Genomic DNA, 22,213 nt, shown 5'->3' with positions numbered 1-22,213 from the left:
CCCCCCTGGGCTGAGAATCGACTTAGAGATCGTTCGGGACTCGCCCAGACTTCGTCGCGGTTCGACCCCTGGTCACCCATTCTCGGGCTTGCCGTTCACCCCGTCCACCGCACTGGTCGCGCGTGTCGCGGCCGTTCCGATGCCGTTCTCGAGCACCAGCCGGCCCGGCAACACCAGATGGATCGACGCCCCTGGCGATTCGGCACCGGGCACCGTCTCGTCGATCCACAGCGTCCCACCGTGTTTCACCACGACCTGTTTGACGATCGCCAGGCCGAGACCTGAGCCGGACATCGCACGCGCCGACGTCGACCGGTAGAAGCGTTCGAACACCAACTCCCGCTCGCTCGGCGGTATCCCCGGGCCGAAGTCGGAGACCACCAGCTCGGCGTGCAACGGGTCGACTTGGGCCAGCCGCACCCCGACCCGGCCGCCGGGTGGGCTCCACTTGGCCGCGTTGTCGAGCAGGTTGAGCACGGCCCGAGACAGCCCGGCGTCGTCACCGTAGACCTGCCACCGGATGGTCTGGACGTCGAAGTCGATGTCGTTGCGGCGCCGCCGAACTCGCTCGAGGCTGCGGTCGACGACCTCGGACAGGTCGACGGGCTCGTGGATGGTCACACCGGCGTCGTCTCGGGTGAGGTCGACCAGATCGCCCACCAGCGTGGATAGTTCCTCGATCTGCGCGATCACGTCGGCACGCAACCCAGCCATCTCCTCCTCCGGGATGCTGGGCGCACCGGGAGCCATCGAGGCCATCAGCAGTTCGACGTTGGTGCGTAGCGACGTCAGCGGCGTGCGCAGCTCGTGGCCGGCATCCGTGACGAGCCGGGCCTGGCGTTCCCGCGACTCGGCCAGCGCCCGCAGCATCATGTTGAACGCCTCGGTGAGCCGGGCCAGTTCGTCGCTGCCATGCACGGGGATCGGCCGCAGGTCGTCGGTTCTCGCGACCCGCTCGGCGGCGTCGGTCAGGCGTGCGACGGGCCGCAGTCCGGTGCGGGCCACGGTGCCACCCGCGATGGCGGCCACCGCCATCCCCAGACCACCGACGATCAGCAGAATCGTGCCGAGCCGTTTGATCACCCGGCCGGTGGGATCGAGGCTCTTGGAGATCAGCAGCGAGTCGCCGCTGGGCAGATGAACGGCAAGCACCCGCTGAAAGTTCACCGTGCGCAACGACATTCGCAGCGTGCCGCCGATGACCTCCTTCTCGGGGTCGCCAAGCGGCAGGGTCTGCCCCTCCTGGTTCGCCGTGTAGATCGACCGGCCCGGCATGACGAACATCGCGTTGACGTCGGAGTAGGCGGTGCCCTCGATCGCCTTGCCGGGGTCGACGGCCAGCAGACCGCTCTCGATCAGCAGCCGCGCGCGGATTTGCAGCTGGTTGTCGATGTCGTCGTAGAGGGCGCGTGACACCACGGCGTAGACGGCCAGCGCCATCAGCACCACGACCATCGCCACCATCGACATGGCCAGCAGCATCACCCGCCAGCGCAACGACACCGAACTGGCGTAGTGCGATGCGTCGTCGCGACCCTCGGCCATCCGCCGCTCACGGGATCGCCACCAGAATGGCGACCGGGCTGAACCCATCAGGGCGGGGTCTCGCGCAGCACGTATCCGACGCCGCGCACGGTGTGGATGAGCCGGGGTTCCCCTTCCGCCTCGGTCTTGCGGCGAAGATAACCGACGTAGACCTCCAGCGCGTTGCCGGACGTGGGGAAGTCGAAGCCCCATACCTCTTCGAGGATGCGGCTGCGGGTGAGCACCCGGCGCGGGTTCGCGATCAGCATCTCCAGAAGCGAGAACTCCGTGCGGGTCAAGCTGATTTGCCGCTCGCCGCGGGTGACCTCGCGAGTGACCGGGTCCAGGCTGAGGTCGGAGAACGTCAACGCCGCCGACTCGCGGTCCTCGGGCAGGACCCGACGGCGCAGCAGCGCACGCATCCGCGCGAGCAGTTCCTCGAGCGCGAACGGTTTTGGCAGGTAGTCGTCGGCACCGGCATCCAGGCCGGCCACCCGCTCGGATACCGAGTCGCGCGCGGTGAGCACCAAGATCGGCAGGTCGTCGCCCGTGCTGCGCAGCTGACGGCACACTTCCAGCCCGTCGAGCCGCGGCATCATCACGTCGAGGACGAGGGCATCGGGCCGATCGCTGCCGATCTTCTCCAGCGCCTCGAGACCATCCTGGGCCAACTCGACGGTGTATCCGTTGAACGCGAGCGACCGGCGCAGGGATTCGCGCACAGCGCGATCGTCGTCAACGACAAGTATTCGCACAGGCACAGTTTCAACCCCGTGTCTGAGACAGGCCTGAGAGGCGCGCCGCCCAGACGGCGACTTCGTCGAACTAGCGGCGGTCGAGGTCGATCAGGCCCAGCCGAGCGGCCTTGAGCAGTCGACGCGGCACCTTGTGCTGCTGACCTGCAACGCTGACGTTGACCAGACCCGTGGCCTCGGCCTTCCACTGCGACCGCCGGCTACGGGTGTTCGAACGCGACATTCTCCGCTTCGGCACAGCCATGGTGGAACTTCTCCTCTTGAGATTTCTTGCTTTGGGGATGCCGCGCACGCATGGGCGTCGGCAATTGCCCCTCAGGATAGCCGGTGAGCAGCTCAGCCTCCAAAATGCGCGAGACCGTCCAGCGGACGCCGCGAACCAACACCCGCGAAAGCGCTTGACGCGGAACCGTCGGTACCGAGTAACCTACCGGTTGGTTGGGCCGTCGACGATGATCGGAGCGTGGGTGTTGGCACCTGTTCGGATCGGCAACTGCTCGGGGTTCTACGGCGATCGGCACGCCGCCATGCAGGAGATGGTGACCGGCGGCGAGCTCGACTACGTCACCGGTGACTACCTGGCCGAACTGACGATGCTGATCCTCGCGCGCGACCGTGCGAAGTCGCCGGACCGGGGCTACGCCAAGACGTTCCTGACCCAGCTCGAGGAGTCCCTCGGTACCGCACTGGACCGCGGCGTGAAGATCGTCGCCAACGCCGGCGGGCTGAATCCCGCCGGGCTGGCCGCGGCCGTGCGCGCGCTGGCCGAGCGGCTCGGACTGAACGTCGACGTCGCCCACGTGGAGGGTGACGACCTGCTCGCACGCGCCACCGAACTCGGATTCGGCTCCCCGCTGGCGGCCAACGCCTACCTCGGCGCCTGGGGAATCGTCGACTGTCTGAACTCCGGCGCGCACGTCGTCGTCACCGGCCGGGTCACCGACGCGTCGGTGATCGTCGGCCCGGCCGCCGCCCACTTCGGCTGGGCCAGGACTGACTACGACGCCCTCGCCGGCGCCGTGGCCGCCGGCCACGTCATCGAGTGCGGCACCCAGGCCACCGGTGGCAACTTCGCCTTCTTCACCGAGGTGCCCGACCTCTCCCATCCCGGCTTCCCCATCGCCGAGATCGAGGCCGACGGCACGTCGGTCATCACCAAGCACGCCGGCACCGGCGGGTTGGTCAGCGTCGACACCGTCACCGCGCAACTGCTCTACGAGATCAGCGGCCCGCGCTACGCCAACCCCGACGTCACGCTGCGGATCGACAGCCTCGCGCTGAGCCAGGACGGCCCCGACCGCGTGCGCATCGACGGCGCCCGCGGCGAACCGCCACCACCGACGCTGAAGGTCTCGCTCAACACGATCGGCGGCTTCCGCAACGCAATGACGTTCGTGCTGACCGGCCTGGACATCGAGGCCAAGGCGGATCTGGTGCGGCGGCAGTTGACGGCCGGGCTCGCGGTACAGCCGGCGGAGCTGGAGTGGACCTTGGCGCGGACCGACCATCCCGACGCAGACACCGAAGAGACCGCCAGTGCCCTGCTTCGGTGCGTGGTCCGCGATCCCGATCCCAAGAAGGTCGGCCGTCAGTTCTCCTCGGCCGCCGTCGAATTGGCACTGGCTAGCTATCCGGGCTTCACCACGACCGCCCCGCCCGGCGATGGTCAGGTGTACGGCGTGTTCACCGCCGGTTACGTCGACGCCGACGAGGTGTCGCACGTCGCCGTGCACGCCGATGGCACCCGCACCGACATCCCGGTCGCCACCGAGACCCGGGTGCTCGAGCCCGTCCCGGAACCCCCAACCCCGGAACCCTTGCCCGCCAACGGCACCCGGCGAGCACCGCTGGGCCGCATCGCCGGTGCGCGCAGCGGCGACAAGGGCGGCAATGCGAACGTCGGAGTGTGGGTGAGGCATGACGCGACGGGACGAGACGCCGGGGCGAGCGAAGCGACGGGGGATTGCACCGGGGCGAGCGAAGCGACGGGGGATTGCACCGGGGCGCAGTGGCGCTGGCTAGCCAACACCCTCACCGTCGAGAAGCTCCGCGAATTGCTCCCGGAGGCGCGGGCCCTGCCGGTGACCCGCCACCTGCTTCCAAACCTGCGCGCCGTCAACTTCGTCATCGAGGACATCCTCGGCAAGGGGGTGGCCCACCAGGCCCGCTTCGACCCCCAGGCCAAGGGCCTCGGTGAATGGCTACGCTCCCGCCACGTCGACATCCCAGAGGAATTCCCGTCATGAGCACATGGACCAGCCCCGAACGCGACGCACTGCGAAAGTCCGTGCGCGACTTCGCCGATCGCGAGATCCTGCCCCATGTCGCGGAGTGGGAGCGCGACGGCGAGATCCCACGCGAACTGCACCTGAAGGCGGGCCGCGCGGGGCTGCTCGGCGCGAACTTCCCCGAGGCCGTCGGCGGTGGCGGCGGGGATGCTGCCGATGCCGTGATCATCTGCGAGGAGCTACACCAGGCCGGCGTACCGGGCGGCGTCTTCGCCTCGCTGTTCACCTGCGGCATCGCGGTGCCGCACATGATCGCCTCGGGTGACGAGCGGCTGATCGACGCCTACGTACGCCCCACGCTGCGCGGCGAGAAGATCGGCTCGCTGGCCATCACCGAGCCCGGCGGCGGCTCCGACGTCGGGCACCTCACCACCAGGGCGGTCCGGGACGGCGACGACTACGTCATCAACGGCGCCAAGACCTACATCACCTCCGGCGTGCGGGCCGACTTCGTCGTGACCGCCGCCCGTACGGGTGGCCCTGGCGCGGCGGGGGTTTCGCTGATCGTCGTGGACAAGGGCACGCCGGGGTTCGAGGTCAGCCGCAAGCTGGAGAAGATGGGCTGGCGATCGTCGGACACCGCCGAGCTGTCCTATACCGACGTGCGGGTTCCGGTAAAGAACCTGATCGGCGCCGAGAACTCGGGGTTCCTGCAGATCGCGGCGGCGTTCGTCTCCGAGCGGGTCGGGCTCGCCGCCCAGGCGTATGCCAGTGCGCAGCGCTGCCTGGACCTGACCGTCGCGTGGTGCCGCGACCGGCAGACCTTCGGACGGCCACTGATCTCGCGGCAATCAGTGCAGAACACCCTTGCCGAGATGGCCCGCAAGGTCGACGTCGCACGGGTGTACACGCGCCATCTGGTGGAACGTCAGCTCGCCGGTGACACCAACCTGATCACCGAGGTCTGCTTCGCCAAGAACACCGCGGTAGAGGCCGGTGAATGGGTCGCCAATGCCGGCGTGCAACTGTTCGGTGGCATGGGCTACATGGCCGAGTCCGAGATCGAGCGGCAGTATCGCGACATGCGCATCATCGGGATCGGCGGCGGCACCACCGAGATCCTGACCGGCCTGGCCGCCAAGACGCTGGGTTACCAGTCGTGAGCGCGCTGAAGTCACTGGTCGACGTCACCGGTCCGGCGTTCACCGCAGCAGCAGAGGCCATGGTGGCCAAGCTCGCCGAACTCGACGCCGAGCACGCCAAGGCCATGGCCGGCGGCAGTGCCAAGTCCGTCGAGCGTCACCACGCCCGCGGCAAGCTCACCCCGCGCGAGCGCATCGAGCTGCTGGTCGACCCCGATTCGCCGTTCCTCGAGCTGAGCCCGCTGGCCGCCTGGGGCAGCGACTTCCACGTCGGCGCCAGCGTCGTGACGGGGATCGGCGTGGTCGAGGGGGTCGAGTGCCTCATCGTGGCCAACGATCCCACGGTGAAGGGTGGCACCAGCAATCCGTGGACGCTGCGAAAGATCCTGCGCGCCAACCAGATCGCTAGGGAGAATCGGCTGCCGGTGATCTCCCTGGTCGAATCCGGGGGTGCCGACCTGCCGACGCAGAAGGAAGTCTTCATCCCCGGCGGGCAGATGTTCCGCGACCTAACCCGACTCTCGGCGGCGGGCATCCCCACCGTCGCGCTGGTATTCGGCAACTCGACCGCCGGTGGCGCGTACGTGCCGGGCATGTCCGATCACGTCGTGATGATCAAGGAGCGCTCGAAGGTATTCCTCGCCGGTCCCCCGCTGGTGAAGATGGCCACCGGCGAGGAGTCTGACGACGAATCCCTCGGCGGTGCCGAAATGCACGCCCGCGTATCGGGTTTGGCGGACTACTTCGCCGTCGATGAACTCGACGCCATCCGCATCGGGCGGCGCATCGTGGCCCGGCTGAACTGGCAGAAGGCCGGCCCGACGCCGGGGCCGGTCACCGACCCGCTCTTCGACGCCGAGGAACTCATCGGCATCGTGCCCGCCGACCTCCGCGTGCCGTTCGACCCGCGGGACGTGATCGCCCGCATCGTCGACGGTTCGGAGTTCGACGAGTTCAAGCCGCTCTACGGTGGTTCGCTGGTGACGGGCTGGGCGACGCTGCACGGCCATCCCATCGGAATCCTGGCCAACGCGCGGGGGGTGTTGTTCAGCGAGGAGTCGCAGAAGGCCACCCAGTTCATCCAGTTGGCCAACCGCTCCGACACGCCACTGTTGTTCCTGCACAACACCACCGGATACATGGTCGGCAAGCAGTACGAGGAGGGGGGAATGATCAAGCACGGTTCGATGATGATCAACGCCGTCTCCAATTCGACGGTGCCGCACATCTCGCTACTGCTCGGCGCGTCCTACGGCGCCGGCCACTACGGCATGTGCGGCCGGGCGTATGACCCCCGGTTCCTGTTCGCCTGGCCGAGCGCCAAGTCCGCGGTGATGGGTGGCGCCCAGCTGGCCGGCGTCATCTCGATCGTCAGCCGCGCCGCCGCCGAAGCACGCGGCCAGCAGGTCGACGAGGACGCCGACGCCGCCCTGCGCGCCGCGATCGAGGCCCAGATCGACGCCGAGTCACTGCCGATGTTCCTTTCGGGCCGAATGTTCGACGACGGTGTGATCGACCCCCGTGACACCAGAACGGTCCTCGGCATGTGCCTGTCCGCCATCGCCAATGGCCCAATCGAGGGGACGTCGAACTTCGGCGTCTTCCGGATGTGACCCCCATGTCGGCGACTCGTGCACCCGCCGTTGCGCCGACCGCAACCCAGCGTGCACGAATCACGGAGGAAGTGCAGTGATTAGTCGAGTCCTGGTCGCCAACCGCGGGGAGATCGCCCGCCGCGTGTTCGCCACCTGCCGCCGCCTCGGCCTTGGCACGGTGGCCGTCTACACCGAACCCGACGCGGCCGCTCCTCACGTCGCCGAGGCCGACGTCCGTGTCCGGCTCGACGACCGCAACGGCTACCTCGACGCCGCCCAGCTGATCGCCGCGGCGCGCGCGGCCGGTGCCGACGCCGTCCACCCCGGGTACGGATTCCTTTCCGAGAACGCCGAATTCGCGGCCGCGGTGCAGGAGGCCGGGTTGACGTGGATCGGGCCGCCGGTGGCAGCCGTGCAGGCGATGGGCAGCAAGATCGAGGCCAAGAAGATGATGGCCGCGGCGGGGGTGCCGGTGCTCGACGAGCTCGACCCCGAAACCGTGACCGCCGCGCAGCTGCCCGTCCTGATCAAGGCCTCGGCCGGTGGCGGCGGGCGCGGCATGCGCGTGGTGCGTGAACTTGCCGAGCTCCCCACCCAGGTCGAGGCCGCGCGACGGGAGGCACAGTCCGCCTTCGGCGATCCGACGGTCTTCTGCGAGCGTTACCTGGCCACCGGTCACCACGTCGAAGTGCAGGTGATGGCCGACGCGCACGGAACGGTGTGGGCAGTCGGCGAGCGTGAATGCTCGATTCAACGCCGCCACCAGAAGATCGTCGAGGAGGCGCCGTCGCCGCTGGTCGACCGCGTTCCCGGCATGCGCGCCAAGCTGTTCCACGCCGCCCGGCTGGCCGCCAAGGCCATCGACTACACCGGTGCGGGCACCGTCGAGTTCATGGCGGGTGATGACGGCGACTTCTTCTTCCTCGAGATGAACACCCGGCTGCAGGTCGAACACCCCGTCACCGAGGAGACCACCGGCCTCGACCTCGTCGAGCTGCAGCTGCTGGTCGCCGCTGGTGGTCGTCTGGACCCGGAACCGCCGCCCAGCCGTGGACATTCGATCGAAGCCCGGCTCTACGCCGAGGATCCCGCCAAGGACTGGCAACCGCAGGCGGGAGCCATTCACCGCTTCGAGGTGCCGACCGGGGTGACCGAGTTCGGCGTGCTCCCGAGGGCTGGCGTCCGCGTCGACTCGGGCATCGTCGACTCCTCGGTGGTCTCGGTGTTCTACGACCCGATGCTGGCCAAGGTCATCGCCGCCGCTCCAACACGCGCTCAAGCCGCCGCAATACTGGCCGACGCCCTGGCCCGCACCAAGCTGCACGGCATCATCACCAACCGCGACCTGCTGGTCAACGTGCTGCGGCACCCGGCGTTCCTCGACGGAGCAACCGACACCGCGTTCTTCGACACCCACGGCCTCACCGCACTCGCGGCACCGTTGGCAGATCCGTCGACCGCCGCCCTGGCTGCGGTGGCGGCTGCCCTCGCCGATGCCGCCCAGAACCGAAGTACGGCAGGCACACTCGGCGGTCTGCCGAGCGGTTGGCGCAACCTCGCGTCCGGCTTCCAGACCAAGAGCTATGCCGACCCCATGGGTGACGTGCACGAGGTCCGCTACCGGTTCGGCCGAGGCGGCCTCGAGATCGACGGCGTCGCCGCGACCCTGGTGTCCTCGGCGCCCGATCGCGTGGTGCTGTCCGTCGACGGCGTCGAGCGGACCTTCGCCGTCGCGCGCTACGGACCGGAGGTCTTCGTCGACGGTCCGCTCGGGCCGGTTCACCTGACCGCGCTGCCGCGCTTCCCCGACCCAGACGCCGCGGTCGCCCACGGTTCGCTGCTGGCGCCCATGCCCGGATCGGTGACCAAGATCGCCGCGGCGGTCGGTGACACCGTCACCGCGGGCCAGGCGCTGATCTGGCTGGAGGCCATGAAGATGGAGCACACGATCGCGGCGCCGAGCGACGGCGTGCTCGCCGAACTGAACGTCACCGCCGGCCAGCAGGTCGACGTCGGCGCGCTACTCGCCCGCATCGATGACACCCAAGGAGATCCCGCATGAACTTCACCGAGACCGACGAACAGCAGGAACTGCGCAAGGCCGTCGCCGCGATGGCCGCCAGCTACGGGCCGGCCTACTACCTGGAGAAGGCGCGCGCCGGCGAGCACACCACCGAATTGTGGAGCGAGGCCGGCAAACTGGGCTTCATCGGGGTCAACCTGCCCGAGGAGTTCGGCGGTGGCGGCGCAGGCATGTACGAGCTGTCGACCGTCATGGAGGAGATGTCGGCCGCCGGTTGCGCCCTGCTGATGATGGTGGTCTCCCCGGCCATCAACGGCACCATCATCAGCAAGTTCGGCACCGACGAGCAGAAGAAGCGCTGGATCCCCGGCATCGCCGATGGGACGATCACCATGGCGTTCGCCATCACCGAACCCGACGCCGGATCCAACTCCCACCGCATCACCACCACCGCCCGCCGCGACGGCAGCGACTGGATCCTGTCTGGCCAGAAGGTCTACATCTCCGGTGTCGACCAGGCGCAGGCGGTGCTCGTCGTGGGCCGCACGGAGGAGGCCAAGACCGGCAATCTCAAGCCGGCGCTGTTCGTCGTCCCGACGGACACTCCTGGCCTGAACTACACCAAGATCGACATGGAGATCGTCAGCCCGGAGAACCAGTTCCAGCTGTTCCTCGACGACGTGCGGCTGCCTGCCGACGCGCTCGTCGGCGCCGAGGACGCCGCCATCGCGCAGCTCTTCGCCGGGTTGAACCCCGAACGCATCATGGGCGCCGCGAGCGCCGTCGGGATGGGCCGCTTCGCGATCGACAAGGCCACCGACTACGTCAAGACCCGGCAGGTGTGGAAGACCCCCATCGGCGCGCACCAAGGCCTGTCGCATCCGCTGGCGCAGAACTACATCGAGATCGAGCTCGCCAAGCTGATGATGCAGAAGGCGGCCAGCCGCTACGACGCGGGCGACGACTTCGGCGCCGCCGAGGCCGCGAACATGGCCAAGTACGCCGCGGGCGAGGCGTCGGTGCGCGCCGTCGATCAGGCGGTGCAGTCCCTCGGCGGCAACGGGCTGACCAAGGAGTACGGCATCGCGTCGGTGCTGACGGCGTCGCGCCTGGCCCGCATCGCCCCGGTCAGCCGCGAGATGATCCTCAACTTCATCGCACAGACCTCGTTGGGCCTGCCCCGGTCCTACTGACCGGAGGGCAGGAGCGAAGCGACCCGGGAGGGATGTCATGACCAGGTTGGTCGACCACGCCGTCGACGGCGCCGTCGCGCGGCTGACGCTCGATTCGCCGCACAATCGCAACGCGCTGTCCGCGGCGCTGGTGGGCGAACTCCTCGACGGGTTCGCCGCCGCCGCGGCGGACCCGAACGTCCGGTGCGTGGTCCTCGGACATACCGGCGGCACGTTCTGCGCCGGGGCCGACCTCGGCGAGGCGGCCGGCCGCGAGCCCGGGGAACTCGCGCTGAACGGCGCCCGCGACATGACCCGGTTGCTCCGGGCGATCGTCGAACTGCCGGTCCCGGTCATCGGCGCGGTGGACGGTCACGTCAGGGCCGGCGGGCTTGGCCTCGTCGGCGCCTGCGACATCGTCGTCGCCGGGCCGGCGAGCACCTTCGCGCTCACCGAGGCGCGCATCGGCGTCGCGCCGTCGATCATCTCGCTGACCCTGCTTCCGAAGATGTCGCCGCGGGCGGCGGGCCGCTACTTCGTGACGGGTGAGAAGTTCGGGGCGGCCGAGGCCGCCGCCGTCGGCCTGATCTCGGTGGCCGTCGAATCGTCCGACGCGGTGGCTGCCACCGTGGCGGCGCTGACGGTCGACATCGCCAAGGCGTCACCGCAGGGGCTCGCGGCGTCCAAGGCGCTGACGACGCAGGCGATCCTGGCGGCATTCGACGAGCACGCCGATTCGCTAGCGGCCCAATCGGCAAAGCTGTTCGTCTCCGAGGAGGCCCGCGAGGGCATGCTCGCGTTCCTGCAAAAGCGCCCGCCGCAGTGGGTGGCCGGCAGCGGATAGGACACCGTGTGACGGTCTCGTGGCCAAGGTGTCTTGCATGTCCGAGGGATAGTCGTAGGCTCGTCCTCAATGAGCAATGGAGCATCGCGGTACGGGTCGATGCGGGCCGGTGATCCCGACCGCATTCAGGTGGCACAGTTGCTCACCGACGCGGCCGCTCAGGGCCGCCTCGAGATGAGCGAATACGAAGAGCGTCTGAAGAAGGCGTACGCCGCCCAGACCTTCGACGAACTCGACCGCCTCAGCTCCGACCTGCCGGGCATCGCGACGACTGCGCCCGCCAGCGGGCCCGGGCGGCCCGCCCCGTCCACGCTGCTGCTGGCCATCATGAGCGGCTTCGAGCGCCGCGGCCGGTGGAACGTGCCCAAGCGACTGACGTCGGTGGCGGTGTTCGGCGGCGGTGTCATCGACCTGCGCTACGCCGACTTCACCGCGGCCGACGTCGAGATCCACTCGTATTCGATCTTCGGCGGCCAGACCATCCTGCTGCCGCCGGAACTGAATGTCGCGGTGCACGGTGTCGGCGTGATGGGCTCCTTCGACCACGTCGGCGACCAGGGCTCCCCCGGCGCCCCGCAGGTCACCATTCGCGGTTTTTCGCTGGGCGGCAGCGTCAGCATCAAGCGCAAGAAGCGCAAGGCCCGCAACTAACGGGTCGGCGTCAGCGCCTGCGCCGCGAGCGCAGGTAGTCGCCGACGACGGCGGCTCCGAGCCCGTCGAGATCCGGCACCACGACGCGACCCTCCACCCGTCGCGCCACCTGGTCGATGAAGCGCGCCAGACCGGGATCGCTGCCGAGCCGGAAGATCGTCACCTGGGCGCCGAGGCGGGCGATCTCGTCGAAGCCCTTGACGGTGTGCGCGATGGTTCGAGGGTGCGGCGGATAGTCGAAGTACACCGACGTGCCCTGACCGTCGCCGTAGTCCTCTAGATGTGCCGTCGGCTCACCATCGGTGACGACGAGCACGACGGGCTGGGCGTTGGGGTGGCGACGCAGGTGCCGAGACGCCAGCGCCAGCGCATGGTGCAGGTTGGTGCCCTGCTCGTAGACCCCCTCGAGCCCGGTCAACTCGGCGGCGCTGACGGTTCGCGCGTACCGCCCGAACGCGATGATCTGCAGATCGTCGGACCGGAATCGGGTGCTGATGAGGTGGTTGAGCGCGAGCGCAGTGCGCTTCATCGGCAGCCAGCGGTTCTCCATCACCATCGAGAACGAGGTGTCGACCAGCAGCGCCACCGCGGACTGGGTGCGCTGCTCGGTCTCGGAGATCTCGACGTCCTCGACGGTGATCCGCATCGGCAGCTCTGCGACGCCGGTACCCGCTTGGCGCAGAACGGCATTGGTCAGCGTGCGAGTGACGTTCCACGGCTCCGTGTCGCCGAACTGCCACGGCCTGGTGGCGCCGGTCAGCTCACCGGCGGCGCCGGCGCGGCGGGTGTCGCGTTCACCGTGGCGGCCCGAGAGCTGCTGGGCCACGTCGCGCAGGATCATCTGGCCGAGCTGACGCATCGCCTTGGGCGACAGCCGCCACTGACCGTCGGCATCACGGTCCAGGAAGCCCTGGTTCATCAGTGCCCGTTCGAGTTCGGCGAGCGTCCGCGCGTCGACGGCTGCCTCCTCGCCGAGTTGCCGGGCCAGCATGTCCAGGTCGACGTCGTCCATCTGCGCACCGGCGTAGCTCTGCGACAGCTGCTCGGCGAGCTGCTCCAGCTCGCCGATGTCGGCCAGCGCCTGCGCGCCCTCTCCCATGCCCATCGGGTTGTCGCCCTTGAAGCGCTCGGAGCCCTGCCAGTCCTCGCCGGGGCGGGCGTTCTGCAGATGCCGATCGAGCTCGTCCAGCGCGCTCATCAGCGACGGGGAACCAAAGGCCTGCTGCGCCAACGCATCCAGCTCGGCCCGCTGATCCGGGGATAGGCTGTTGCGGAACCGCTGCGCGGCCGCAGCTCGTTTGGCCAGCGAGTCCAGCAGCTCGTCGATGTCCTTCGGATTCTCGGGAAAGAACTGGCCGTGCTTGGCCATGAACTCGTCGAAGTCCTCGGGCGAGTCCTGTCCCTGAGCGTGCTTGTCGAGCAATCCGTTCAGGTCGTCGAGCATGTCGTTGACCCGCTGGCGATCCTCGTCGGTGGCGTTCTCCAGCGCCTCCTTCATGCCTGCGAAACGCTGGTCGAGCATCTCGCGACCCATCAGGTCCTTGATCTGCTCGTACTTCTGCCGGGCCTCATCGCTGCGCCAGTCGTACTCGGAGAGCTCCTGCACGGCCTTGGCTGGCGACGGCGGCAACGCCTGCAACTGAAGCTCGTTGAACCGGGCGTCGTCGTCGAGCGCGCGCGCCAACTCCTTGCGCTCGGCTAGCACCGCCTCGTCGAGCAGCTTCTTGATCTCCTGCAGGGTGCCGTCGAGGTTGTTGCGCTGCAACAGTTCTCGGCGCTTGCGATTGGCCTCGGCAGCGAGCCGGTCGGCACCGCGCATGTTCTGGGTGCCACGGCGCATCAGCTCGGCCAAAGCACGGCGTGGTGAGCTGCCCTCCATGACGTCTTGACCGATCTGCTCGAGCGCCTCGCGCAGATCGACCGGCGGCGCCAGCGGATCGGGTCCGCCGGTGTATCGCGAATACCGCGAGACGTGTCTAGGGCTCAATTACCCCACTCCTCGACGCGGCTCGTCCCTCGGTGCGTGATCGTCGCGTGGTTAGCCATAGATGGTTTCGCCCTCACCGGAGACCTTGTCGATGCGCTTCGCCAGATAGAGGGCTTCAAGCGCCAGCTCCAGTGCGGCGGCGCGCTCACCATCGGTCTGCGCACCGAGGCGCTCGGCGACGGCGTCGACGACAGGCAGGCCGGGCAGCGCGGCGAGGACGTCCTTGGCCGAGACCCGTTCTCCGGTTGTCACCGGGGCGCCCGCCTCGACCGCGGCCACCAGCGTGCCGACGTCGAGCCCGCCCAGCAGCCGTTGTGCGGTGTCGGCGGTTGCCCGCCGCAGCAGGTGTTCCAGCACCGCCTGCTCGCGTCCCTCCTCGCCGGACTCGAACTCCAACTTGCCCCGAAGGACGTCGATGATGGTGCCCAGGTCGACGACCCGCGCGACGGGATCCTGCTCGCCGAGAATCGCCGAGCGGTGCGTCGCGGCGGCCGCGACGGTCTCGGCCGCGGCGATCGCGAACCGCGCCGAGACACCGGAGCGCTGGTCGACCGACTGCGACTCCCGCAGGGCGCGAGCGAACCGCGCCAGGATCTGCAACAGGTACTCCGGCACGGCCGCGGGCAGGTGGGATTCCTGCTTGATGACGCCCACCTCGGCGTCCAGCGCCAACGGATAGTGCGTGCGGATCTCGGCGCCGAACCGGTCCTTGAGCGGGGTGATGATGCGACCGCGGTTGGTGTAGTCCTCGGGGTTGGCGCTGGCGACCACCAGCACGTCCAACGGCAGCCGCAGCGTGTAGCCGCGCACCTGGATGTCGCGCTCCTCCATCACGTTGAGCATCGACACCTGGATGCGCTCGGCGAGGTCGGGCAGTTCGTTGATGGCGACGATGCCGCGGTGCGCCCGCGGGATCAGGCCGAAGGCGATGGTCTCCGGGTCGCCCAGGCTGCGCCCCTCGGCCACCTTGATGGGATCGATGTCGCCGACGAGGTCGGCGACGCTGGTGTCCGGGGTGGCCAGCTTCTCGGTGTAGCGCTCGCTGCGGTGCAACCACGTGATGGGCAGGTCGTCACCGGAGGTCGCCGCGCGGCGGATCGACTCGGGCGTGATCGGCGTATAAGGGTGCTCGTGCAGCTCAGAACCCTCGATCACCGGCGTCCACTCGTCGAGCAGATTGGTCAGCGAGCGCAGCAGCCGGGTCTTGCCCTGACCGCGTTCGCCGAGCAGGACGACGTCGTGTTCGGCAATCAGGGCCCGCTCCAGCTGCGGGATGACGGTGTCCTCGAAGCCCAGGATGCCGGTCCACACGTCGCGGCCCTCGCCGAGCGCAGCCAGCAGGTTCTCCCGGATTTCGGCCTTGACACCCCGCTCGCGGTGCCCAGCGGCGCGCAGCTCGCCGAGGGTTCGGGGCAGATCGTTAGGTGAGGTCACTACTCCACGCTACGACTGTTGGCGGCCAGAGGCAGCAGGTGCGTGCTTATAGCGAAATTACGAATTCAGGTCCGAAATGGGAATGCGCGCGCCGACCTCAGCCCGAGGTCTTCTTCGGCGCTTCCCCGCATCCGTCGTCCGCCATACCGAGTCCGGCAGCGGCACCCGGCCATGCGCTAGCTGTGAGACGTGCACAGATCGCCTGGCAATGAGCTTGCATGGCGACCACCGCGGCGTCGCAGGCTCCACACTGTGAGGCGTGCTTGAACACGGGTACGCCGCAGGTCGGGCGAAGACCACTGCGCAGAACGGCGCAGCGGTCGGCCTCGGTCCGGTGGCCGCCGGTGGTTCAGCCCGGGCTCTGTTTCGGATCGCGCAGCTGGCCCTGCTCGGGCAGGGATTGGCACTGGGGATACTCGGCGGCTTCGCCCTCGCGTGGTCGATGGCCAACCTGCGCTTCGGCAACGAAGGCATTCCCATCCTCTGCCTGCTGGTGACCCCGTTGCACGGCGGCCTGTTGCTGGCCGGCGGCGCGCTGGCCGTGCTGGCCTGCCTCGGCGACTGGACGACCGCGGGTTACAGCATCATCGCCGGGGTGGGCTGGTCGGCGCTGGCCGTGCTGTCTGCCCTCGGGGCCGCCCACCACGCGCCGGGCGCGCTCGGTTTCGACACCCGCGACACCGTGCTCTACGGCGTGCTCGCCATCTACAACCTCGCGCTGTGCGCAGTGGTGGTGCCGGTCCTGCGCCGGAAATGGCGCGCAGCTCCCAGGCCGCCGTCCGCCTAGTGCGCGAAGTGCCGGGCGCCGGTGAGGTACAGCGCGATACCAGCCTTCGTCGCGGCTTCGGTGACGACGTCGTCGCGCATCGATCCACCCGGATGCACGATGGCCTTGACACCCGCGGCGGTCAGCACCTCGAGACCGTCCGGGAACGGGAAGAACGCATCCGAGGACGCCACCGCGCCGCGCACCCGGTCACCCGCGCGCTCGACGGCTAGGCGTGCCGCGTCGACCCGGTTGACCTGACCCATGCCGACGCCCACGGTCGCACCGTCCTTGGCGACGACGATCGCGTTCGACTTGACCGCCCGGCAGGCCCGCCACGCGAAGACCAGGTCGGCGAGGGTGTCGGAGTCCGCCGGCGACCCGGTGGCCAGGGTCCAGGTGTCGGGATCGTCACCGGGCGCGTCGAGCGCGTCGCGCTGCTGCACCAGCAGGCCGCCACTGATCTGCCGGAATTCGGTGCCCCCGACCTGGGGTTCCGAGGCCACCAGGACGCGAATGTTCTTCTTGCGCGCGAGGATCTCGACCGCACCGGGTTCGTAGGCCGGCGCGATGATGACCTCGGTGAAGATCTCGGACACCGTCTCGGCCATCTCGACGCTGACCGTCGTGTTGGCGGCGATGACGCCACCGAACGCACTCAACGGATCGCACTCGTGCGCCTTGCGGTGGGCATCGGCGACCGACACCGACGATACGGCGATGCCACATGGGTTGGCGTGCTTGATGATCGCCACGCAGGTCTGCTCGTAGTCGAACGCCGCCCGCCAGGCCGCGTCGGCGTCGGTGTAGTTGTTGTACGACATCTCCTTGCCGTGCAACTGCTCCGCCTGCGCCAGCCCGGGCCACGACGTGTCGTCGCGGTACAGCGCCGCCTGCTGGTGGGGGTTCTCGCCGTAGCGCAGCACCGCGGCGCGCTTCCACGTCCCGCCGAACCACTCGGGCAGCTCGGCAGCACCGGGTTCCGGCGCCAGGGTCGAACCCATCCAGTCCGCGACAGCGACGTCGTACTCCGCCGTGTGCCGAAACGCCAACGACGCCAGCCGTTTTCGCTGCGCCAACGTAAATCCGCCGGCCCGCACCGCGGCGAGCACGCCGTCGTAGCCGATGGGCTCGACGACCACCGCGACGCTGGGGTGGTTCTTGGCCGCGGCGCGCACCATCGAGGGTCCGCCGATGTCGATCTGCTCGACGCACTCGTCCTCTCCGGCGCCGGAGTCCACGGTCTCGGTGAACGGATACAGGTTGACGACCACCAATTCGAAGGCCGCGACGCCCAATTCCTCGAGCGCCGCCAGGTGCTCGGCCTTGCGGGTGTCGGCAAGCAGCCCAGCATGCACGCGCGGATGCAGCGTCTTCACGCGTCCGTCGAGCACCTCGGGGAAGCCCGTGACGTCCTCAACCGGCGTCACCGGAACACCGGCTGCGGCAATGGTCTTGGCCGTCGACCCGGTGGACACGATCGCCACGCCGGCGTCGTGCAGGCCGCGCGCCAATTCGGCGAGCCCGGTCTTGTCGTACACGCTGATCAGGGCGCGGCGGATCGCCCGCTTGCCGTCGTCGTCGATCTCGAGTCCGCTCGTCATCCGAGGGCCGCCTTTCGTCCCGTCCACGTCACACCACGCGTCGCCATCGCGGCGAGCACGTCCACCAGCAGTCGCCGCTCGACGACCTTGATCCGTTCGTGCAGCGAGCCCTCGTCATCGTCGTCGAGGACCGTCACCGCCTCCTGGGCCAGGATCGGCCCGGTGTCCATCCCCGCGTCGACGAGGTGCACCGTACAGCCGGTCACCCGCACACCGTAGGCCAGGGAGTCGGGCACCGCGTGCGCACCGGGAAAGGCGGGCAGCAACGCGGGATGGGTATTCACCACCCGGCCGAGGAAGCGTGAAAGGAATTGCGGGCCAAGAATCTTCATGAACCCCGCCGAGACCACGAGATCGGGCTGGTGCGCGTCGGTCGCCTCGGTGATCGCGGCGTCCCAGGACTTCCGGTCGGGGTGGTCGCCCAGGCGCACCGTATAGGCCGGCAACCCGGCGTCGGCGGCGATCTCCAGGGCCCGGCAGTCCCGATCGGTGCCGACAGCCACCACGCGTGCCGGATAGTCGCCCGTTGCCGCCTGCAGCACCGATTCCAGTAGGGATCCCGTGCCAGACGCCAGGACGACCACCCGGGCCGGGGCGCTGGCGGGGACACGAAGCGGGGGCTGCACGCGATGCAGCCTAATCGGAGGAACGCCGCGGCTCGTCGCTGGTGGGGTGCGGGTCGGACCGACCGGTGTCGGTCCCCGCATCGTCGTCGGCGAAGTAGTGGGCCTCGGGGTCGTCGTCGAAGTCGAAGACGTCGCGCGGAGCTGCGCGGACGGCGGCGGGCGCCGGACGCTCCTCGGGTTCGGCGAAGGGTTCGTCGAAGGGCTGATCGACGGGTGCTTCGAAGGGTTGCTCGAAGCGATCGCCCCTCGGCGAGTCCACGGGTTCGGCGAAGACCTTCCTGGCTCGCTGCCGGGGCTCGTCGTCGTCGACGATCTCGGCAAGGATCTCCTCGACGACCTCCTCGCGGACCTCGGGTTCGTCGGGTACGTCGGCCTCCAGGAACTCCTCGTACCCGGGCTCGACCTCCGGTTCGACCTCGGCGTCCGAGGGCACCGTCTGGGGCTCTGCCTCGGGCTCGACGTCGGCGGCGGGTGGCGCGGTTGCCGCGACGGGCTTGGTCTTGTTCCGCCTGGCGATGCCACCGCTCATCGCCACCGTCAAGGCGCCGATCGCGGCGAACCACACGAAGACCGCGGGGCCGAACGTGGTCTGGTCGACTCCGACGTTGCCGAAGTTGCCGAGACGACCCCCGCCCGCATAGCCGAGCAACGCCATCACCACGGCACCCAGCGCCGCGGCGGTGGCCAGTTTGGCCGTCGCCTCCGGCAACGGCAACGGACGACGGGCGCACTGCTGTCCGACGACCACCGCTGCCGCGGCGGCGGCGATCAGCAAGGCCACCCAGACCGGTCCGAGCGGCGGGGCGGGGACCGCGGCCAGCACCGGCAGGGCGGGAATGTCGCCACCAAGCACGGTGAACGAACTGAACGTCGCCAGACCGACGTGCGCGCTGGAGCCGACGGCCACGGCGGCCGTCCCGACGATGACGTTGGGTGCGTAGAGCATCGACAGCAGCGTCAGGCTCAGCTGGCCGAACACCGAGTCGGTGATGCCGAACAGGGCGTCCATCGTGCCCCAGTGCACGATCATCGACCCGGCCGCGATCACCCCGGACAAACCGAACAGGGCCAGCACGCCGGCGGACGCTGCGCGGACCGCGTCGGGCAGCCACGACGGCACCCGTGAGGAGGTGCGCACCCGCCGTCGCAGCACCTTCGAGCCCACGCCGATGACCGCCCCCACCAAGTGCACGGCGAGGACGCATCCGAACGCCAGCGATGCGCTGGGTGTCTGCAGCGCCGTCAGCACCGAGGACGCGTCGTGGATGACGGCCAACGCGATCGCCGCGATCAACAGGGGGCCACCCAGCGCCGACGCCACGACCCATCGGATGACGAACCACGACGTGCCCGCCTTGGTGGCCGCGGCGGTGCTGCGCGCGGTACCCCACACCATCGCGAGGATGGGCAGCAGAGGCATCACGCCCAGCTCCGCACCACCGATGGACACCGGCACCCCGTGGACCCCGAGCCACATGCTCGCGATCGCACCGAACGCGCCCGTCATGTCGCTGTTGGCGATCACCAACTGGACCAGGACGACGGCCGCGATGATCACCAGCGCGATGACCGACGGCCCGAACGCGACTCTGACGAGGTCGCGTGCCTGACGTGTGCCGACTGGCCGGTTGTCCACTAGCTGGGTCGCTCCTCGCACCATCCCGGACGCGCGGAGGTTGCGTGCGCGCCGCTAGAGATTATGACGGCGGCGGCGTGGTTTGCGGCGCAGCCTGCTGCTGGGGTTGCTGCGATTCGAACGACTGCGTGGTCTGCGAGCTATTGGAACCCTGTGGCTGACCGAAGGCGGGGAAACCCGTCGGAGGCGTCGGCGGACCGCTCTGCTGCGGCGAGGTCGGCGGCGTCTGGGCGGGGAATCCGCCGGTGGACGGACCGCTCGGGTAGCCGCCGTACTGCTGCGGGTAGCCACCGCGCTGCGACGGCCCCTGCTGGTGCGGCGGACCGCCGTGCTGGGGCTGCCCCTGCGGCTGTCCGTAGTAGGCGCCGGGCGCGCCGTACTGCCCGTAGGGGCTCTGCTCGTACTTCGGCTTCGGCACGGGTGCGGTGATGACCCCGGACTCCAGCAATAGAGCGACCGCCGCGGCCACGGCCTGCAGCAGGGTCAGGGCGATCAGCAGGTACAGCGCCCAGCCGAACGAGACACCGGACGGCACACCGACGATCTGGGAGACCACCAGCAGCAATGCCAGCACCGCGAGGACGGCCGCCCAGGCGGCGTTCTTGGCCTGCCGAGGCAGCAGGCTCACTCCGGCCAGCAAACCGGCCAGCAGCGAGATGGCGGTGGCAAGGGTGATGCCGATCGGGGTGGCGCTGACGGAGCCGCCGATGGGGCCGAAACCGGGAATGCTCGGGGCATTGATGGTGAACACCGGGCCGAAGCTGACGAGATACACGGCCAGGCCGAGTACCGCGACGGCGACGGCCAGGTAGAGCGGGAGCTTGCTGGGTCCCGCCGGGGCGGCCTCTGGTACGTGGCCGAACTGCTGGGTGGGCGCGTTGTACTGCGCCGCAGGCGGTCCGGACGGGTATCCGGAACTACCGGACGGACCGGATGGATACGACATGTCCCCTCCTGTGATGGGCGTTTCGTTCACCCACGCTAGCGCACCAACCCTGGGAGTCGACTCGCGTCGGCTCGGCGGCCCCGATGGCTGCGGTGACGAGCAAACCCGGAGACGCTCAGGCGGTCACCAGCACGGGGCGGTCGCGTGAATCCACTTCGGCCTGTTCGATTTCGCGCACCAGTGGCAGCACCTTGGCCCCGAAGTACTCGATCTCCTCTTGGAAGTGCAGGAACCCACCGAGAATCAGATCGACCCCCCGCTTGCGGTAGGCCGCGATGCGTTCGGCGATCTGCTCGGGAGTCCCGATGAGCTGGGTGCGGAATCCGTCGTTGTACTGGACCAGGTCCTCGAAACTCGAGTCCGCCCACATGCCCTTCTTGTCGCCGGTGGAGTTACCGGCCTGCTGCACGGCGCCCCGGAAGCCTTCGACCGCGGGCTTGTTGGCCTTCTCGATGATCTCGCGCAGGGTGTCGCGAGCTTCCTTCTCGGTGTCGCGGGCGATGATGAACCCGTTCAGACCCACCTTGACCTCGCGGTTGACCTCCCGCGCATGGTCGCGCACCTCGACCACCTGCTCGGTGATGCCGTCGAAGTCCTTGCCGTTGGAGAAGTACCAGTCGGCGTAGCGACCGCCGTTGCGCCGGGCCGCCGTGGAGTTGCCACCCTGGAACAGTTCCGGGTTGGGCCGCTCGGGGGTGTTGAGGGGCTTGGGCTTGAGCGTGAAGTCGTGGATGCGGTAGAAGTCGCCGCGGAAGTCCACGTCGCCCTCGGTCCAGATCTTGCGCAGCACCTGCAGGAACTCGGCGCTGCGGCGGTACCGCTCGTCGTGCTCGAGCCACGGCTCGCCCAGGTGGGTGAACTCGTCCTTGAACCAGCCGGAGACGACGTTGACCGCGAACCGGCCATTGCTCAGGTGATCAGCGGTGGCGCCCAGCTTGGCCAGCACGGCGGGCTGCCAGAGCCCGGGGTGCACCGCGGCGATGACCTTGAGCCGCTCGGTGGCCAGCAGCAGCGCCAGGCTGAAGCTGGTGGACTCGTGCTGGTACTCGGCGCCGTAGCTGGCCTCGTAGCGGACCTGGCTCAGGGCGTACTCGAAGCCGTTGTTCTCCGCGGTCTGGGCGAGCTTCTTGTTGTACTCGTAGTTCCAGTCGGTGCGCTGCTCGATGTCGCTGGTCACCAGGCCGCCGCTGACGTTGGGCACCCAGTAGGCGAACTTGACGTGGTCGGCAATCCGTTCGGTGGTCATGTGTGCCATCTGAGCAACCGCCACCGAGCCCGTC

General features: G+C 69.0%; 18 protein-coding genes. 8 read left to right on the top strand and 10 right to left on the bottom strand.

Features of this window, described 5'->3' with window-relative positions:
- Positions 1–72: 72 nt before the first annotated feature.
- The 3 genes from SBI80_RS12025 to rpmF form a co-directional block, all read right to left on the bottom strand.
- Positions 73–1,545: a HAMP domain-containing sensor histidine kinase gene (locus tag SBI80_RS12025; protein ID WP_318974845.1), complete on the bottom strand. Its 1,473-nt coding sequence runs from the start codon at positions 1,543–1,545 to the stop codon at positions 73–75.
- 47 nt (positions 1,546–1,592) lie between these two features.
- Positions 1,593–2,279: a response regulator transcription factor gene (locus SBI80_RS12020; protein ID WP_318974844.1), complete on the bottom strand. Its 687-nt coding sequence runs from the start codon at positions 2,277–2,279 to the stop codon at positions 1,593–1,595.
- 70 nt (positions 2,280–2,349) lie between these two features.
- Positions 2,350–2,523 carry a 50S ribosomal protein L32 gene (gene rpmF, locus SBI80_RS12015; protein ID WP_318974843.1) on the bottom strand — a complete coding sequence of 58 codons (174 nt, stop codon included), beginning with the start codon at positions 2,521–2,523 and terminating at the stop codon, positions 2,350–2,352.
- A gap of 223 nt (positions 2,524–2,746) precedes the next feature.
- Between rpmF and SBI80_RS12010 the strand changes: the two genes are divergently transcribed.
- The 7 genes from SBI80_RS12010 to SBI80_RS11980 all read left to right on the top strand — a co-directional run bounded on the left by SBI80_RS12010 (position 2,747) and on the right by SBI80_RS11980 (position 11,934).
- Positions 2,747–4,525: an acyclic terpene utilization AtuA family protein gene (locus SBI80_RS12010; protein WP_318974841.1), complete on the top strand. Its 1,779-nt coding sequence runs from the start codon at positions 2,747–2,749 to the stop codon at positions 4,523–4,525.
- A complete protein-coding gene (locus SBI80_RS12005; protein ID WP_318974839.1) occupies positions 4,522–5,670 on the top strand; it encodes an acyl-CoA dehydrogenase family protein in 1,149 nt (382 codons plus the stop codon). Before SBI80_RS12010 ends, SBI80_RS12005 begins: the two co-directional genes overlap by 4 nt.
- Positions 5,667–7,262: an acyl-CoA carboxylase subunit beta gene (locus SBI80_RS12000; protein ID WP_318974838.1), complete on the top strand. Its 1,596-nt coding sequence runs from the start codon at positions 5,667–5,669 to the stop codon at positions 7,260–7,262. Before SBI80_RS12005 ends, SBI80_RS12000 begins: the two co-directional genes overlap by 4 nt.
- A gap of 76 nt (positions 7,263–7,338) precedes the next feature.
- Positions 7,339–9,306, top strand: coding sequence for an acetyl/propionyl/methylcrotonyl-CoA carboxylase subunit alpha (locus SBI80_RS11995; protein WP_318974836.1), 1,968 nt, complete (start codon positions 7,339–7,341; stop codon positions 9,304–9,306).
- The gene (locus tag SBI80_RS11990) at positions 9,303–10,460 is read left to right on the top strand and encodes an acyl-CoA dehydrogenase family protein (protein WP_318974835.1); all 1,158 of its coding nucleotides are present in this window, start codon (positions 9,303–9,305) and stop codon (positions 10,458–10,460) included. The genes SBI80_RS11995 and SBI80_RS11990 overlap by 4 nt, the downstream gene beginning before the upstream one ends.
- Positions 10,461–10,497: 37 nt before the next feature.
- Positions 10,498–11,283, top strand: a complete 786-nt coding sequence (locus SBI80_RS11985) for an enoyl-CoA hydratase family protein (protein WP_318974833.1) — start codon at positions 10,498–10,500, stop codon at positions 11,281–11,283.
- Positions 11,284–11,352: 69 nt separating this feature from the next.
- Positions 11,353–11,934: a DUF1707 SHOCT-like domain-containing protein gene (locus SBI80_RS11980; RefSeq protein ID WP_318974831.1), complete on the top strand. Its 582-nt coding sequence runs from the start codon at positions 11,353–11,355 to the stop codon at positions 11,932–11,934.
- 10 nt (positions 11,935–11,944) lie between these two features.
- On the opposite strand, the gene SBI80_RS11975 is transcribed toward SBI80_RS11980, so the two are convergent.
- Together SBI80_RS11975 and SBI80_RS11970 are read right to left on the bottom strand one after the other, a co-directional pair.
- Complete coding sequence (locus tag SBI80_RS11975) at positions 11,945–13,921, bottom strand: VWA domain-containing protein (protein WP_318974830.1); 1,977 nt, start codon at positions 13,919–13,921, stop codon at positions 11,945–11,947.
- 51 nt (positions 13,922–13,972) lie between these two features.
- Positions 13,973–15,355, bottom strand: a complete 1,383-nt coding sequence (locus SBI80_RS11970) for a sigma 54-interacting transcriptional regulator (RefSeq protein ID WP_318974829.1) — start codon at positions 15,353–15,355, stop codon at positions 13,973–13,975.
- Between the two features lie 259 nt (positions 15,356–15,614).
- On the opposite strand from SBI80_RS11970, the gene SBI80_RS11965 reads away from it, so the two are divergent.
- Positions 15,615–16,142 carry a hypothetical protein gene (locus SBI80_RS11965; RefSeq protein WP_318974827.1) on the top strand — a complete coding sequence of 176 codons (528 nt, stop codon included), beginning with the start codon at positions 15,615–15,617 and terminating at the stop codon, positions 16,140–16,142.
- Here SBI80_RS11965 and purH read toward each other — a convergent pair.
- The 5 genes from purH to sfnG form a co-directional block, all read right to left on the bottom strand.
- Positions 16,139–17,725, bottom strand: a complete 1,587-nt coding sequence (gene purH / locus SBI80_RS11960; protein ID WP_318974825.1) for a bifunctional phosphoribosylaminoimidazolecarboxamide formyltransferase/IMP cyclohydrolase — start codon at positions 17,723–17,725, stop codon at positions 16,139–16,141. The genes SBI80_RS11965 and purH overlap by 4 nt on opposite strands.
- Positions 17,722–18,351: a phosphoribosylglycinamide formyltransferase gene (gene purN / locus SBI80_RS11955; protein ID WP_318974823.1), complete on the bottom strand. Its 630-nt coding sequence runs from the start codon at positions 18,349–18,351 to the stop codon at positions 17,722–17,724. Before purN ends, purH begins: the two co-directional genes overlap by 4 nt.
- 10 nt (positions 18,352–18,361) lie before the next feature.
- Positions 18,362–19,987, bottom strand: a complete 1,626-nt coding sequence (locus tag SBI80_RS11950; RefSeq protein WP_318974822.1) for a cell division protein PerM — start codon at positions 19,985–19,987, stop codon at positions 18,362–18,364.
- Between the two features lie 61 nt (positions 19,988–20,048).
- The gene (locus SBI80_RS11945; RefSeq protein ID WP_318974821.1) at positions 20,049–20,933 is read right to left on the bottom strand and encodes a DUF5336 domain-containing protein; all 885 of its coding nucleotides are present in this window, start codon (positions 20,931–20,933) and stop codon (positions 20,049–20,051) included.
- Between the two features lie 115 nt (positions 20,934–21,048).
- Positions 21,049–22,179, bottom strand: coding sequence for a dimethylsulfone monooxygenase SfnG (gene sfnG, locus SBI80_RS11940; protein ID WP_318974819.1), 1,131 nt, complete (start codon positions 22,177–22,179; stop codon positions 21,049–21,051).
- Between the last annotated feature and the right edge of the window lie 34 nt (positions 22,180–22,213).

The sequence above is a fragment of the Mycolicibacterium sichuanense genome (assembly GCF_033741125.1).
Lineage (GTDB): Bacteria > Actinomycetota > Actinomycetes > Mycobacteriales > Mycobacteriaceae > Mycobacterium.
The sequence above is the reverse complement of the archived record's forward strand: the minus strand, read 5'-3'. Positions and strand labels throughout refer to the sequence as shown.

Excerpts from the sequence above, each read along its gene's own strand:
- SBI80_RS11985 (WP_318974833.1), top strand. The coding sequence starts at position 10,498 with ATGACCAGGTTGGTCGACCACGCCGTCGACGGCGCCGTCGCGCGGCTG.
- purH (WP_318974825.1), bottom strand. The coding sequence starts at position 17,725 with ATGACGAGCGGACTCGAGATCGACGACGACGGCAAGCGGGCGATCCGC.
- sfnG (WP_318974819.1), bottom strand. The coding sequence starts at position 22,179 with ATGACCACCGAACGGATTGCCGACCACGTCAAGTTCGCCTACTGGGTG.
- SBI80_RS11990 (WP_318974835.1), top strand. The coding sequence starts at position 9,303 with ATGAACTTCACCGAGACCGACGAACAGCAGGAACTGCGCAAGGCCGTC.
- SBI80_RS12005 (WP_318974839.1), top strand. The coding sequence starts at position 4,522 with ATGAGCACATGGACCAGCCCCGAACGCGACGCACTGCGAAAGTCCGTG.
- SBI80_RS11980 (WP_318974831.1), top strand. The coding sequence starts at position 11,353 with ATGAGCAATGGAGCATCGCGGTACGGGTCGATGCGGGCCGGTGATCCC.
- rpmF (WP_318974843.1), bottom strand. The coding sequence starts at position 2,523 with ATGGCTGTGCCGAAGCGGAGAATGTCGCGTTCGAACACCCGTAGCCGG.
- SBI80_RS11945 (WP_318974821.1), bottom strand. The coding sequence starts at position 20,933 with ATGTCGTATCCATCCGGTCCGTCCGGTAGTTCCGGATACCCGTCCGGA.
- SBI80_RS12025 (WP_318974845.1), bottom strand. The coding sequence starts at position 1,545 with ATGGCCGAGGGTCGCGACGACGCATCGCACTACGCCAGTTCGGTGTCG.